At 49.7% G+C, this 16280-nt stretch carries 10 protein-coding genes; 5 read left to right on the forward strand and 5 right to left on the reverse strand.

Annotated features, from left to right (window positions below; all coding sequences use genetic code 11):
* Positions 1-139: 139 nt before the first annotated feature.
* The 4 genes from CF168_RS02815 to uvrA form a co-directional block, all read right to left on the reverse strand.
* Entirely contained in the window at positions 140-1999 is a 1860-nt protein-coding gene (locus CF168_RS02815; RefSeq protein WP_011718375.1) for a DEAD/DEAH box helicase, read from the reverse strand.
* A gap of 197 nt (positions 2000-2196) precedes the next feature.
* Positions 2197-3237: a M28 family peptidase gene (locus CF168_RS02820; protein ID WP_089066891.1), complete on the reverse strand. Its 1041-nt coding sequence runs from the start codon at positions 3235-3237 to the stop codon at positions 2197-2199.
* An 83-nt stretch (positions 3238-3320) separates the two neighbouring features.
* Positions 3321-3662, reverse strand: a complete 342-nt coding sequence (locus CF168_RS02825; RefSeq protein ID WP_089066892.1) for a hypothetical protein — start codon at positions 3660-3662, stop codon at positions 3321-3323.
* Between the two features lie 109 nt (positions 3663-3771).
* Positions 3772-6624 carry an excinuclease ABC subunit UvrA gene (gene uvrA / locus CF168_RS02830; protein WP_089066893.1) on the reverse strand — a complete coding sequence of 951 codons (2853 nt, stop codon included), beginning with the start codon at positions 6622-6624 and terminating at the stop codon, positions 3772-3774.
* A 409-nt stretch (positions 6625-7033) separates the two neighbouring features.
* Between uvrA and CF168_RS02835 the strand changes: the two genes are divergently transcribed.
* The 5 genes from CF168_RS02835 (at position 7034) to CF168_RS02855 (ending at position 14750) form a co-directional block, all read left to right on the forward strand.
* Positions 7034-8401 (forward strand): MFS transporter, encoded by a 1368-nt coding sequence (locus CF168_RS02835; protein WP_011624151.1) that lies wholly within the window; start codon positions 7034-7036, stop codon positions 8399-8401.
* A 107-nt stretch (positions 8402-8508) separates the two neighbouring features.
* Entirely contained in the window at positions 8509-9204 is a 696-nt protein-coding gene (gene ssb, locus CF168_RS02840; RefSeq protein WP_089066894.1) for a single-stranded DNA-binding protein, read from the forward strand.
* Positions 9205-9332: 128 nt separating this feature from the next.
* A complete protein-coding gene (locus tag CF168_RS02845; RefSeq protein ID WP_089066895.1) occupies positions 9333-9896 on the forward strand; it encodes an imm11 family protein in 564 nt (187 codons plus the stop codon).
* Between the two features lie 180 nt (positions 9897-10076).
* Positions 10077-12908: a M16 family metallopeptidase gene (locus CF168_RS02850; protein ID WP_089066896.1), complete on the forward strand. Its 2832-nt coding sequence runs from the start codon at positions 10077-10079 to the stop codon at positions 12906-12908.
* Between the two features lie 468 nt (positions 12909-13376).
* Complete coding sequence (locus CF168_RS02855; RefSeq protein ID WP_089066897.1) at positions 13377-14750, forward strand: DUF4397 domain-containing protein; 1374 nt, start codon at positions 13377-13379, stop codon at positions 14748-14750.
* Between the two features lie 64 nt (positions 14751-14814).
* Here the strand turns inward: CF168_RS02855 and CF168_RS02860 are convergent, their stop codons facing one another.
* On the reverse strand, positions 14815-16239 hold the full coding sequence (locus CF168_RS02860) for a LysM peptidoglycan-binding domain-containing protein (protein ID WP_089066898.1): 1425 nt from the start codon (positions 16237-16239) through the stop codon (positions 14815-14817).
* Positions 16240-16280 lie beyond the last annotated feature (41 nt).

Here is a 16280-nt window from a genome sequence, read left to right on the forward strand (position 1 = left end):
GACTAAGCCGACACTAATAGACCTATTGGCTTAAGTGCAAGTTAATTCGGAAAAATGATAGACAACAAAAAAGGAGCCTAGGCTCCTTTTTTAATGCGTTTGTTTAAATCTGCTTAACCTAACGACTTAGGTTTGGCGATTACTCTTCGCGTGGTTTACGTGGTCTACGCTCGCCTGCTGGCTTGTCTGAACGTGGTTTGCGATCAGCAAATGGCTTGTCGCCAGAGGCTGAACGTGGTTTACGCTCGCCCATTGGACGGTCACCACGTGGACGACGGTCGCTACGTGCGCCACGGCCTGAGTCTACGAATACCTGATCGCCAGCTTCACGGATGTTCAGTGGCTTGCCACATACGCGCACTTTCTTCAGGTGCTGCAGCACTTCTTTTGGCATGCCGTCTGGCAGGTCAACGGTAGTTACTGCATCGTATAACTGGATGGCACCGATGTAACGGCTGTCGATGTTCGCTTCGTTTGCAATAGCGCCAACGATGTTGCCCACACCCACGCCATTGTCACGACCCACGTCGATAACATAACGGCACATCTTCAGATCTGGGTTGTCTTTTAACGCTTCAGCGCTACCAAGGCTTGCTGGCATTGGACGTGATTCACGGCTACGACGTTCACCGCGCTCGCCACGTTCAGCACCACGTTCGCTGCGCTCATCGCGAGTACGTTCTTGAATCGCTGGTAATTGCAGTGGGCGCTCTTGCTGAACTTGGTGCAGCAGGGCTGCGGCCAGCAGATCGGTATCCACTTCCAGTTGTTGACATAACTGGGCAACGGCTTCGCGCATAAAGTCCAGATCTTGTGTCATGGTTTGCGCTAACTGCTCACCTAAGCGAGACAGACGACGCTCTGCAACTGTCTCTGGGCTTGGCACTTTCATTGGTGAAATACGGCTGTTAGTTGCGCGCTCGATGGTGCGCAGCATACGCATTTCACGGCTGGTGACGAACAGAATCGCCATACCCGTACGGCCAGCACGACCAGTACGACCGATACGGTGTACGTAAGCTTCAGTATCGTAAGGGATATCGTAGTTTACTACGTGGCCGATACGCTCAACGTCCAGACCACGGGCCGCAACGTCGGTCGCGATCAGAATGTCTAGCTTGCCGCTTTTCAGCTGTTCAACCGCACGCTCACGGGCTTGCTGGTTCATATCACCGTGCAGTGGTGATGAAGCGTAGCCGCGGGCTTCGAGTTTTTCTGCTAATTCAACGCATGAGTTACGGGTACGAACGAAGATGATGATACCTTCGGTATTTTCAACTTCTAATACGCGTACTAAGGCTTCTAACTTGTTGTGCTGAGACACTTGCACGAAACGTTGCTCGATAGAGTCAACAGTGGTGTGGCTCGCCGCGATGCTGATGTTAGTCGCATCTTTTAAGTGCTTGTTAGCAACACGCTTGATTTGTTCTGGCATAGTGGCCGAGAACAGTGCCAGTTGGCGCTGCTCTGGTGTGTGCTCCAGAATCCATTCGATATCGTCGATAAAGCCCATTTTTAACATTTCGTCGGCTTCGTCGAGTACCAGCGCTTGCAGGGTTTCCAGCTTTAAGGTGCCACGGCGCATATGGTCCATAACACGGCCCGGTGTACCCACGATAACCTGTGGGCCACGCTTCAGGGCGTTTAATTGCTGATGCATGCTCTGACCGCCATAGATTGGCAGTACATGGAAACCTTTCATAAATTTCGCGTAGCTGCTGAAAGCTTCTGCTACTTGCACCGCTAATTCGCGGGTTGGCGCTAATACTAAAATTTGTGGAACAGCTTGGCTGGTCACTTTGTTGAGCAGGGGCAGGGCGAAGGCGCCAGTTTTACCTGTACCTGTTTGTGCCTGACCTAAAATATCTTTGCCAGCCATTAATGGGTCGATACTGGCTGATTGGATTGGCGTTGGGTTTTCGTAACCTAGCTCGTCAAGAGCACGCAACAAATTCTCGGACAAGCCGAGTTCACGGAAAGTTCTTTCACTGGATGACATTGGGTTGTAGCCTTGTGGATGCGCCCGGATTGGCGCTTAAGTTTCACAGACAGAAAATCAACCCCGTGTCGATTTCCCGCACCGAAAACGCCAGATTATAGCAGCATTTTAGCCGCTTTACCAAGTGACTCTCGGATAAATACAGGGTTTTGCGTGGATTTTTTTGCCAAAACTGAGCAAGAAACGCGCCACTTCGATTAATTTTTCAAAAAGTCGCCATTGAGTCGTAGGATTTCGAAGGCGGATTCCGTCACCGCCGCGAGAAACACATAGTCCAAAGTGTCGGGGGTATCTTCGGGGGTATGGTATTGCGGATGAGTGGGGACGCCAAAGTAGAGCCAAGGGATCTTAGCTTTATGGAAAGGATAATGATCCGAGGCCCTGAGCCAATCAGTGCTCTGGATGCTTCGTCCCACGGGTTTGGGATGACTCAACTTAATGCAGAGGCGGTTATTCGCGTTTAGCATGGGCCTAAATTGTGGAAACTGATAAAAGTTGCGGCTGCCTTCGAGGTAAATGGCGTAGGGGCGACTCGGATGGCCAATCATATCGAGATTGAGCATCAGTTCAAATTGCGCCTCGGGCATGCGTTGTTTGAGTTGTTCGACGAGGGCCGTACTGCCATACAGCCCAGGCTCTTCCGCATCGGTGGCGACAAACATTAAGTTAATGTTGGGCAGCGAATCGGGGGCGGCGCTTAGCTGTGCTTGCCAGTGGGTGGCCAGAGCCAACAGGGCGGCAACACCAGAGGCGTTATCATCGGCGCCGTGGTAAATCTTGCTGCCAGTCATGCCGAGATGATCGTAGTGAGCCACCAGAATGCGCCATCGATTGGTGGGTTGGCGTGCGGGGATTAACGCCACCATATTGCTTCCCGTCTCTTGGCTAAAAAGCGTGGCATACTCGAAGGGCACCTCGAAAGTCTCTCCCCAAGGAGTAAGCCCAAGTTGTTGATACTGGCTGTGCAGATAGTCGCGAGTCTTGGCGGCGCCTTCTGTTTGGGTTTTACGCCCCATTAATTCTGCGGCGCTGAGTGTTGCTACTGTTTGCTTAAGGTCTGCGGGTTCGGCCCAATTCAATCGAATCACCTCAGGTGAGCAAGTGTATTCGGCGGGTTGATTGGCGCAGGCCGTAAGGCCCAAACACAAACTCAGGATACACAAGCGCAATATGCTCAAGCCTATGCGGTGAGACTGAGGACGAGTGATTGCAGTGAGTGGGTGCGCCAAATTGCCCATGGCTATCCTTAAGGTTGGCAATAGGATGATCAATCCTAAGCCTAACAGGGATTTAGCTTGGCTGCATTGGCCGTAATGCTGAATTAGTCTAAGACGCGGAACTCGGGGGAGAGTGTCGCCTCTTGATGATGGCTTAAATTAAAGTGCTCCAAGCCAGAGACTAAATGGGTACGTGAGCAAATAGTGACTTGGGCGTTTTTGGTGAGTCCGCCTTGGTCTAAAGTGGTGATCCGGCCATCGGGCAAGGCGAGCAGGCTGCTATTGGCTGAGCTATCTAACACTGTCACCTGTAAACGTGTGGGTTGACCGATAAGCGGATCGACAGCGGCGACAACCAATACCACAAGCGTTAACCCGAGGCAGGCGATAAGTAATAGATTGGCGCGACTTAAGCTCGTCAAACTCGGGCGATGCGTTGGCAACATGTTCTCCTCGATTGATAACGGCGAATGGCTTGCCTGAGAGGGTTTTATACCACGATAGGGGGGAATTATAGCGCCTTGGTGATGCCCAAGGCGCTGCTGACACTTAATATTATGACTGCTTGGCTAGCTTAGCATCCCGCTCCAGCAGCGGTTTTAAGAAGCGCGCGGTATGGGATGTCGGATGCTGCGCCACATCTTCTGGCGTGCCGGTTGCTAAGATAGTACCGCCGCCACCGCCGCCTTCTGGGCCTAAGTCGATAATCCAGTCTGCGGTTTTAATCACATCCAGATTATGCTCAATCACCACGATAGTATTGCCGTGGGATTTGAGACGATGCAGTACATCGAGCAGCAATTGGATATCGGCAAAGTGCAAGCCCGTTGTCGGTTCATCGAGAATATACAAGGTCTTACCCGTATCGCGCTTAGAGAGCTCTTTCGCGAGTTTCACCCTTTGGGCTTCACCGCCCGACAGCGTGGTTGCACTCTGGCCTAAACGTACGTAGGACAAACCTACATCCATCAGGGTTTGCAGTTTACGGGCAATGGCTGGCACGGCATCGAAAAACTCCCGCGCATCTTCCACTGTCATTTGCAGCACTTCGTGGATGTTCTTGCCCTTGTAGCGTACCTCTAAGGTTTCGCGGTTATAGCGTTTACCCTTACAGGCATCGCAGGGCACATACACATCGGGTAGGAAGTGCATTTCGACCTTAATTAAGCCATCGCCTTGGCAGGCCTCACAGCGACCGCCTTTCACGTTAAAGGAGAAACGGCCCACTTGATAACCACGGGTTCGGGATTCCTGCGTTGCGGCAAAAATCTCCCGAATAGGCGTAAAGATGCCAGTATAAGTGGCGGGGTTAGAGCGCGGAGTACGACCAATCGGGCTTTGGTCGATATCGACCACTTTATCGCATTGCTCCATGCCGACAATACGATCATAAGGTGCGGGCTCATCGACTGTGGCACCGTTGAGTTGCTTATGGGCAATTCTAAAGAAGGTGTCGTTAATCAGCGTCGATTTACCCGAACCCGATACTCCGGTTACGCAGGTGAATAATCCCACAGGGATGGTTAAATCCACATTGCGCAGGTTATTGCCGCGGGCGCCGTAAAGCTCAATCACTTGTTTGGGATCGTAAGGCGTACGTGCGGTGCTGATATGGATATTACGTTTGCCCGAAATATATTGGCCAGTGACGGACTCGTCGCAGGCAACAATTTTCTCAATCGGGCCGTCGCAAATCACTTCGCCGCCGTGTACACCAGCGCCGGGGCCGATATCGATAATATGATCCGCGATACGAATCGCATCTTCATCATGCTCAACCACGATCACTGTGTTACCTAAATCACGCAGGTGGATTAAGGTCTGCAATAACCGCTCGTTATCCCGTTGGTGCAAGCCGATAGATGGCTCATCGAGCACATACATCACACCGACCAGTCCTGCGCCGATTTGGCTGGCGAGGCGAATACGCTGCGCTTCACCGCCTGAGAGGGTTTCGGCCGAACGCGACAGACTTAAATAGTTGAGGCCGACATTAACGAGGAAGCCTAAGCGATCGCGTACTTCCTTCAATACCTTCTCGGCGATCTGCGCCTTTTGGCCGCTGAACTCGAGTTTGTCGAAGTATTCGAGGGCTTCACCAATCGACCAAACAGTGAGTTTGGGCAGGTTTAGGTCGCCAATAAACACGTTACGGGCTTCTTCACGCAGGCGCGAGCCGCCACAGCTTTGGCAGGCTTGAGTGTTGATAAACTTGGCTAATTCTTCGCGCACCGCGTTGCTTTCGGTCTCGCGGTAGCGCCGGTCCATATTATTTAAGATGCCTTCGAAGGGGTGATTACGCACCACCACATCGCCACGGTCGTTGATGTATTTGAAGGCGATACTGTCTTTGCCTGAGCCGTAGAGGACGATTTTTCTCACCTTATCCGACAGCTGTTCGAAGGGCACTTCGACATCGAACTTATAGTGGTCGGCGAGCGAACTCAGCATCTGGAAGTAATAAAAGTTACGTCTATCCCAGCCACGAATCGCGCCGCCCGCAAGGGATAACTCAGGGTTAGTGAGCACTCTGTCTGGGTCGAAAAATTGTTGTACCCCTAAACCATCACAGGTTGGGCAAGCGCCAGCCGGATTGTTAAAGGAGAAAATCCGTGGCTCAAGCTCGGCCATTGAATAACCGCAGTGCGGACAGGCAAAATTTGCCGAGAAGATTAATTCTTCAGTAGTGCCTTCATCCATGCTGGCGACCACGGCAATCCCGCCGGAGAGCTCGAGCGCGGTTTCAAAGGATTCGGCGAGACGCTGCTGGATATCGCTGCGGACTTTAAAGCGGTCGACCACCACTTCGATAGTGTGCTTAACGTGTAAATCGAGTGCTGGTGGATCGGTTAAGTCGCAGACTTCACCGTCGATTCGGGCTCGGATATAGCCCTGCGCCGATAAACCTTCGAGTAGTTTAACGTGCTCACCCTTACGACCGTTGACCACGGGCGCCAGCAGCATCAAGCGGCTGTCTTCGGGCATTTCTAACACTTTATCAACCATCTGACTCACGGTTTGCGCCGCAAGTGGTTGGCCGTGAGTAGGGCAGCGCGGTTCGCCCACACGGGCAAACAATAGACGCAGATAGTCGTAAATTTCGGTAATAGTCCCGACTGTGGAGCGCGGGTTATGGGACGTCGATTTTTGTTCGATGGAAATCGCCGGGCTCAAGCCTTCGATATGGTCGACATCGGGCTTTTCCATCAAGCTTAAGAATTGGCGGGCATAGGCAGAAAGAGACTCAACGTAACGTCGTTGGCCTTCGGCATATAAGGTATCAAATGCTAGGGAAGATTTGCCTGAACCCGATAACCCTGTGATAACGATTAACTTATCCCTTGGGATAGTCAGGTTGATATTTTTGAGATTGTGGGTCCGTGCGCCGCGTATTTCAATCTTATCCATCTATCGCTCAAGTCTTATGCTTAAAAAAATGAGCCTAAGTATCGCACAGTTCGGCGGCCGAGTTTAGTCGATTCTGTGATCTTGCTGACACGCCCAATGGGCGCGGTTGTGGGGCCGGTATTGCTGATAAAGGTGATGCAGTTAGCGGATTAACGAAGATTAATCCGTCTATTGGCTGTGAACTTAGCCAAGTTCTGTAAGCATCGAGTTAACTATTTGTAGCCAATGGGCTTTTAGATAAGCCTTAAAAATAAAGGCCTAAGCGTACGCTAACGCGCGAGCATCAGCATTGGCGCGGGGCAAAACCCGCTGTTTTACACTCTCGGCGCGGGCGGTTTTTCCTTTTGAGCAAACGCTTTTGGGTGTGTTAACATGCGCCCCCTAAAAGACTTCAATCCAGGGCAAAATCATGGGTAACAACGGACTTTCAGGAACCGAGAAAAAAGTCGCGTTTTCTTTAGCCAGCGTATTTGGTTTACGTATGATGGGCTTGTTTATGATCATGCCCGTCTTTGCACTCTATGGTCAGCATTTAGAAGGTTTTTCTCCCCTTTGGGTGGGGATAGCCATTGGTGCCTATGGCTTGACTCAGGCCGTTTTACAGATCCCGATGGGGATTTTATCCGACAAGTATGGTCGTAAACCTGTCATTCTCGCTGGCCTAGTATTGTTCGCCATCGGCAGCTTAATTGCCGCCAATGCCGATACGATTTACGGGGTGGTATTTGGCCGTGCCGTGCAAGGTATGGGCGCGATTGCTGCCGCCGTGTTGGCCTTAGCGGCGGACTTAACCCGAGATGAGCAGCGCACTAAGGTGATGGCCATTATCGGCATGTGTATCGGCGGCTCCTTTGCTTTGTCGTTACTCGTGGGTCCAATTGTGGCGCAGCATTTAGGCTTATCGGGTTTATTCCTGCTAACCGCTGGCCTTGCGGTACTTGGCATGTTGATTGTGCAGTTATTAGTGCCGAATCCGATTTCCCATGCACCTAAGGGCGATACCTTAGCGGCGCCTGCCAAGCTCAAGCGTATGTTGACCGATCCGCAGCTGTTTAGGCTCGATGCGGGTATTTTTATTCTGCACTTAGTGTTAACCGCGGTGTTTGTCGCCTTGCCACTCGATTTAGTCGATGCGGGTCTGGTGAAAGAAAAACATTGGATGCTGTATTTCCCCGCGTTTGTGGGCGCATTCTTCTTGATGGTGCCGTTAATCATCATCGGGGTGAAGCGTAAGAATACCAAGGCGATGTTCCAAATTGCTTTAGTGATCATGATGTTTGCCCTTGCGGCGATGGCGATGTTTTCGAACAACCTCTGGGTATTGAGCGTAGCGGTATTGCTGTTTTTTACCGGCTTTAACTATCTTGAGGCGTCGCTGCCGAGTTTGATTGCGAAATTCTGCCCAGTTGGTGAAAAAGGCTCTGCCATGGGGGTTTATTCGACTAGCCAATTCTTAGGCGCATTCTGTGGCGGTATGCTCGGCGGGGGGGCGTTCCAATTAGTTGGCGCCGTGGGCGTGTTTATCGTCGCGCTGGTATTGATGGGCGTTTGGTTATTATTGACCCTAGGGATGAAAAATCCTGTGCTGCTTAAGAGTTACACCTTAGAAGCCGCCGTGAAAGATAAGGCCCAAGCGCGGGATATGGCGTCGCAGCTGTCACAATTGATGGGTGTGGTCGAAGCGATTGTGGTGCTAGACGAAAAAGTGGCCTACTTAAAGGTTGATGAGCATTTCGATTTAAGAGAAGCCCGAGCTGTGTTAGGCTCTGCTCAATAATATGTGTTATTGCCGCGAGTTTTAGGGAAGCGGATTTTCCCTTGCGGCAACAATTATAAACAACATACTGAATTAATAGATTATTTAAAGAATCGCAGGAGATTTCAATGGCCAGTCGTGGTGTTAACAAGGTAATTTTGGTTGGCAATTTGGGACAAGATCCAGAAGTACGTTACATGCCAAACGGTAACGCAGTCGCTAACATCACAGTAGCGACCAGCGAATCGTGGAAAGACCAACAAGGTCAACAGCAAGAGCGTACTGAATGGCACCGTGTGGTTCTGTTTGGCAAGTTGGCTGAAATTACGGGTGAGTACCTGCGTAAAGGTTCACAGGTTTACCTCGAAGGTAAACTGCAGACGCGTAAGTGGAAAGATCAAAGCGGTCAAGATCGTTACAGCACTGAAGTGGTTATCGACCAAAGCGGTAGCATGCAAATGTTAGGTGGTCGCAATCAAGGCCAAAGTCAAGGTGCTCCTATGGGTGGCATGCAACAAAACGCGGGTTACCAAGCAGCACCGGCTCAAACTGCGCCAGCGCAAAACCAATACGCGCCAGCACAGCAAAGTTACCAAGCACCCGCACAGCAGCCACAATCTGGCTACAATCAGCAGCCAGCTCAGCAAAGCTATGGCCAGCAACAGCAATCCCATGCTCAGCCACAGCAAGGTGGTTATGCGCCTAAGCCTGCTGCTCCAGCGTATCAAGCACCAGCGGCACCTGCACAACGTCCTGCGCCACAGCCACAACAAAACTTTACCCCAGATTTGGATGATGGTTGGGACGACGATATCCCGTTTTAAGCTTGATTATCTAGCATAGTGCTAAGATTCAAACACAAGGCCCCGTTTACGGGGCTTTGTTTTAATTGCGATTTTTCCGTTGATAGCAAAACGTTGAGTTGCTTTCAAACCATTTACAGGATGTAGATATGGAACCATTTTTTGAGTTGGATGCTTTCTATCACAGGGATGTTTATTTTGTGTATTCGGAGCAGAATGAGCAGCCCTATATTGATAGTTTTACTAAGCCTTTTAATGGTATAACGCCCCTTTACTATGAGGTGGATGTGCTTGATGAGGCAATTACCCAGTACGACATTTTGCCTACCATAGGCCTTCCCCTTGTCAGCTCATTATTTGTCGAGCAATTTAGTGCAGTTAGCGACAAAGAAGTCCAGTTTATCCCTGCTGAAATTCGTGATAACAGCGGAGACATCAATCATCAATTTTATGCGATGAAGGTGCTTAAGCGTTTCGCTTGTATCGATATGAATCGCTCGCAAGTCAGTTATCGCCGCTATGGTGAATGTCAGTCACTCCAAATCCAGACTTTAGTGATTGATGCCAGCAAGGTGGAGGGAGCGTCGATATTTTCGCTACAGGAAAAACTGGCTTATATCATAGTGAATCAAACTATTCGCGATCTGTGTCAGCCGCTTCGGGGCGTAGAGTGTTTGCCGCTGGACGAGGCATTTGGTTCGAGATTTTGGTGAGATTATTTCTAAAGATATTTTGCTAAATATCAAGGTGATAATTGCTTTTGGTACGGTGTAAGGTATTGATTTTGTGACTTAAAGCCTTTTAGCGGCTATAGTAAAAAGTCAATTTATCAGTACTGAGGTAAGCATTTTATCCGGTTAATGAACCCAATTGGGGGGATAAAATGAATTTTTATGAATCATTTCAAGCGAATCCAGTTTAAACACCTGTGGCTATGGCTGCTATTTATCAGCGTGGCCTTACCCTTAAGGGCGGTTGAAGCGCCTTTGTGGCCTGAGTCTGCCGATTTACCCTTAAGTCAACGCGTGCACACAGGCACCCTGACTAATGGGTTGCACTATCTGTTGGTAAACAACAAAACTCCCGAACAGGCCGTTATCGTCCGTATGCGGGTCGATGTGGGATCTGTGATGGAAACGGATGCCGAGCAAGGTCTGGTGCATTTTTTAGAGCATATGGCATTTAATGGCTCTACCGGGCTCGCGGCGGGGGAGATGATCCCAACCTTACAACGCTTAGGCTTAAGTTTTGGGGCCGATACCAATGCGGTGACTGAATTCCAGCAGACGGTTTACCAGTTTAATCTACCGAGCAATAGCCAAGATAAAGTCGATACCGCTTTGTTTTTAATGCGCGAAATCGCTGGTAATCTGTTGCTTGATCCCGCGCTTATCGAGCGTGAAAAGGCCGTGGTCTTGTCTGAACTGCGTGAGCGTAGCAGCGCCGATTTAGAAAACTATCGCCACCAGTTAGCCTTTTTAATGCCGCAAACAGTGCTGTCGCAGCGCTTCCCCGTGGGGGAGGCGACGAGCATTAAAAATGCGAACCGTGAAAAGTTATTATCCCTCTATCAACGTTTTTACACGCCGTCCCGCACAACCTTAATTGTGGTGGGCGATATTGATGTCGGTCGTATCGAGCAAAAGATCAAACAGCAATTTACCGACTGGCAAGCTGCGCCGCAGGCCGCAGGGGTAAAAGCGCAATCTATCGGTGTGGTACAAGCCAAATCTAAGATAGAGGCGAGCGCCTTCTTCGATCCAAGCCTGCAAACCTCGGTTTCTCTGGGGTTGTTAAAGCCTCAACAGCCTAAAGCCGATACCATTGCCCAGCGAGAGCAGGAGATTTTATTAGAGCTTGCCCATGGCATTTTATACCGCCGCCTAGAATCGCAATTACTCCACAGCCAAGGCCTGTACGGCATTAATCTGCAAATTGGCCCCGAGTATGGTATTGCCTACGGCACTCAAATGACGCTGGGCACGCAGGAAAACAACTGGCAACAGGGTATTACGCTATTGGAGCAAACCCTGCGTCAGGCGCTTGAATTTGGCTTTAGCCAACAGGAAATCGACCAACAACTTAAACGAATGCATAAGGGTTATCAGCTCAATGCTGCAGGTAGTAACACTATTCACAGCGTGAACATTGCCGAAAGCCTAGTGAATGCCGTAGCGAGCAGACGGGTGCCCGTCGAGCCTGAGTGGCAATTGGCATTGTTTGAGACACTGATGCCGAGTATCACGCCGCAAAAACTGCAGCAGTTGTTTAAACAGACTTGGAATGGCACGCCTTATTTGTATTTAACCAGCAATAAGCCCATTGATAATGCTGAAAAACAACTATTAGCCGCCTACAACGCGAGTCAAAAGCAAGCGGTAAAAGCGCCTGAAACCAAAGCTATTGCCGAGTTTGCCTATAGTCAATTTGGTGAGCCGGGGCAGATTGTTGCCGATCAGCGTGATGCCACAACTGGGATCCGTAAGATACAGTTTGCCAATGGTGTACGCCTTAATATCAAGCCAACGGATTTTAATCAGGGCGTGGCGTTAGTGAGCTTAAACATAGGTTTTGGCGAGGTGCCATTCCCCGAGTTAGACGGTTTGTCCTATCTGTTTAACAGCGCCTTTGTGCAGGGCGGCTTAGGCTTACATGACTGGGACAGCATGCGCGATATTTTTGCTGGCCAAGATATCTCGGTGAGTTTGAGTCTGCGTGAGCAGAGTTTTGGTGGCGAGATCAGCACCAATGCTGCCGAGCTTCGCACTCAATTAGGCGTGCTGACGGCATACTTAGTCGACCCAGGTATGGATAAGCAAGCCGAGCAGTTATTCCGTGAGCAAGTGATTGCCGAGCAGCAGAGTATTCATAGCAATCCGCAACTGGAGTTTTCGAACCAGTTTGCCCGTATTGCTCATAATGGGGATAAACGCTATGGCTATGGTAATCCAGAGGAAATCCTCAAGCGTCAGTTTGCTGAGCTTGCGCCTAGCTTCCATTCTGCCGTTCAGCAGGGGGCGATTGAACTGGCAATTGCGGGCGATGTGAATGAAGACAAAGCGATTGCTGAAGTGGCGCAAACCTTAGGAGCCATTGCCCGTCAGCCTATCCCTAAGGGGCAGACGATTGTACCCGTGTTTCCCAAAGTGCCCGCACACATGAGCCTGATGCATTATGGTCAGGTCGATATGGCGGCGCTGGCGCAGGTGTGGCCAACCACGGATATGAGCAATCTTCGTGAGCAGATTGGTTTAGGCTTACTCGAACAGGTTTTGAGTATTTTGCTGACCGAGAATGTGCGTGAAAAAGCCGGCGCGAGTTATTCTCCTTCGGCATTCTCATATAATGATTTAAATCCAACGGGTTATGGCTATCTTGGCTTATTTAGCGTCACAACTAAGACCATGTTGCCTGAGGTGGCTCAGTATTACGCCGCCGCGGTGAAGCAAGTCCAAGCGCCAGCGGGGATCAGTGAGGATTTACTCAATCGCGCCCGCCAACCTGTGTTGGAGTGGATGCAGATGGCGCCGCAAAATAACAACTTTTGGCTCGATTTAGCCTCAACCGCCCAAAGCCAACCGGATCGTTTTGCGGGCTTTAACCAACGATTGGTGCTGGTACAACAGATCACGCCCGCCGAGTTAAGCCAATTGGCGCAGAAATACCTCAAGGATGATAAACGCTTAACCATCGAAACCTTACCTGCACCCGCCACGGCGCAGTAATGAGCCAAGGTTTGGCGCCATAAAGCCTTATGATTTTTAGGCGCTAAGCCGTGGCATCTTGTGGTTATCGAATCTAAGTCGCTTCTTAAACCAATCAGCCCCTGTCATCTCAGTATCACGGGGGCTTTTTTATTGAGTCGGTTTTAGCATCTGCAATATCGATTTGTGTCATTAACATGTCGATGATCAATGCGAGGTGTAGAACAACCTCTTGTGGGGATTTTCGCCTAAATGCGACTCTCGCCAGCCGATGCGATGGAGGTGAACTGTAGTGGCGACAGGGCAATTTGTATCAAAAAATCCTGCTAAAAATGTGATTTGTATCAACTTTGGTGTTGTTGCTGAAATGTTTGTTAAGTGTTTGAGTTTGTGAAATATTTGTTTGAGTTTTAAGTGGAAATTGCCGTTGTTGTCATTGTATAACTGCGTAGACTGAACTGAATTTTTTGTCTGCTAATGAGGGATACGATGCTCAACAATAAACTAAAAGGATTCGCGGTTTTAACCTTCGCCTGTTTGGGCGTGACCGCTTGTGGTGGCTCCGATAACAATAAAGACGAGGATACCTCGAAGACCGATACCTATGTGCAATTTTACAATGCCTCTGTGGGGAGCACGGCAACGGCACTGAAAATTGGCGATAAAACCTATGAGAGTGTGAATTACGCCGATGCCATGCCAAGGTTCACGTCGACACCCGGCGTGAGTGCCGTCGAGGTAATGGGTAAGGATGCGTCGAACAAAGATATCTCGCTCTATAAAGAGGATATCGATTTAAAAACCGCAACGGATCACTTCTTCGTCTTACATGGGGATTTTGCCTCGCCATCGCTGCTGAATATCAATTACTCGCGCACTGAGTTAGATAAGCAAAATGCCGAAGCGGACAAGAGCAAAATGCAATTATTGATCGCCCATACGGCGATGGATGCGCCTGCCTACGATGCCTATATTGCCAAAGCCGATCAAAGCTTTGCCGATGCGGTGATGCTAGGCAGTGTCGCCTACGGTGAAGTTTCGACACCGCAGATTTTAGACACTGGGGATTACAAGGTTTACCTCGCCCCCGCGGGAACCACTAACGTGAGCTACACCACGGCAAGCATTAACTTTAAGACTAAGGTGCCCTATAAGTTGATTTTACGGGAAAGCTTTGGTGCTTCGGATGCCAAAATCAGCTTAGATAGCGTGGATTCGACCACCAATGTGCGTAACCATGTAGCCCTCGAAAGCAGCGTCGATTTTAGGGTATTCAATGGTTTAGCAACACACAATGTCGATGTCAAAGTCGTGAGCAACAAGCAAGAAGCCCTATTTAGCAATGTGGCTCCCTTTGGCGTGACTGCTTATCAAGGCGCTGAGTTTAATGACTTTGGTGTGAGCGTGTTTGACCATACTAGCCAAGCTAAACTGCTCGATAATGTGCTGATTACCCTTAATCAGGACGAGATCAAAACCATCTTTATCTACGAACAAGCCACCGAAGAAGGTAGCCAAGTGAAAGCGATGGAGATGAAGCAAACGCAAACGCCGAGTCCCTACAGCTTCAAGTTTGATATCGTCAGTTTTGCCGACAAGAGTAACCTGACGCTGTACTTCTTAAAGGCGAACGACACCATTGAAACCGCAGCCTATAAGATCAGTGCGGTTAACCCTACGGCGCCGCAGTCCTTAGTGGTGCCAAAAGGTGAGTATTTTATCAAGGTGATTGCGGTAGAAAATGGCACTAAGACAGTGGTTTATGCATCAGAGATGATGGATTTTAATAACGAAGATAATGTCACTATGGTGCTGAATAAGGACGCTTCAACCAGCTTTGGCTATAACCTCGTTAAGCTTTAATCGCTAAATAGATTGGGCAATAAAAAAGCACTACCTAGGTAGTGCTTTTTCGTCTTGACCGTCTTTATTCCGACAGTTTTAGCTCTTGGCCAGGCTTAATAATGCTCTTGGCATTGAGCTGGTTCCACTTCATTAAATCCGCGAGCTTCACTTTGTTTTTGCGCGCGATTTTATCTAACGAGTCACCGGACTTTACCTTGTATGTGCTGGCTTTCGCGGCGGGCTTGTCAGCGGTTTTACTGCTGGTTTTAGCCTTAGCCGATTGAGATGTTGTTTGAGCTTTGCTCTGTTTTGGCGTCTCGGTCGAGGCGTTATCTTCGCTTGTCATCGGTGTTAACAGGGTTAATTCTTGACCGATTTTAATTCTATCGGAGCTGAGGTTGTTTGCCTGCTTTAACTCTTTGACTGAGATATCAAATTTCGCTGCAATTGTGCCTAGGCTATCGCCGGATTTCACAATATAGCTTTGGCTGTCGTAATGTTTTTGCGCGGACAGCTGGTGCTGATTCTCTTGATATTGGCCGATGTTTTCAATCGGCAGGGCGATTTGGTATTTGCCCTTACTTGGGATCACGCTTTGGCGATAACCAGGGTTATAGGTTTTAAACTCCGCCTTAGTGAGTCCCGCGGCATTGGCGATTTGGCTGAGTTCAACGCCGTTAGGTGCAGGTAAACGCTCCAAAAATGGGCGGTTGGCAATCGGCATTACTTTGAGATTGTAATGGCTAGGTGCGCGGATAATTTGAATAAAGGCCAGCCATTTAGGTACGGTTTGCACTTGGCGAGCAGGAATATTCAGCGACCAGAAATCCGTGGGTTTGCCTTTAGCTTTGTTTCTATCGATAGCGGCTTTGATCACTAGCTCGCCGCTGTTATAACCCGCAACGGCGTTGATCCAGTCGTTACCTAAGGTGTCGTGCAAGTGCTGTAAATAGTCGAGCACGGCATCGGTCGAGGCCAGTGCATCTTTACGGCCATCGTAGGCCGAGTTGATGGTCAGGCCAAAATTACGTCCCGTCGCAGGGATCATTTGCCAGAGTCCGGCGGGGCCATTTGCCTGAGCGAGCGGGTTATAACCACTCTCAACAATCGGCAGGAGTGCCAGTTCGAGCGGCATGTTGCGGGCTTCGAGTTGGCTGACAATATAGTATAAAAATGGCTCGGCGCGCTGGGTCACCTGAGTCATAAACTTTTGTTTATCATCGAAAAAGTTACGCTGTTTGCGGACTTCGGCATCGTCATGCACATCAATGGTGCGGGCGTGTTGAATTTTTTCCCACACATCGGCGTAACGCTCGTCGATAACTTCCGTTTCAACATGCTGAGGTTGTGCTGTCTCTTCACTATTGCTCTGGGCGTCAGGCATGGTTGCAGCATATTCCGTAGGCGACGTTTGCGCCGACGTGGTTGCGCAGCCGCTGAGCTGGCCCATCAAGATGGCGACCACGAGCGCAGCTAAGGCATGGGGTTGGCGAAAGGTTTTCCGCATGATTGTCCTGTAATCTGTGATGACTTGGTATTCCATGATTT

The organism is Shewanella bicestrii, from assembly GCF_002216875.1.
Taxonomy (GTDB): Bacteria; Pseudomonadota; Gammaproteobacteria; order Enterobacterales; family Shewanellaceae; genus Shewanella; species Shewanella seohaensis.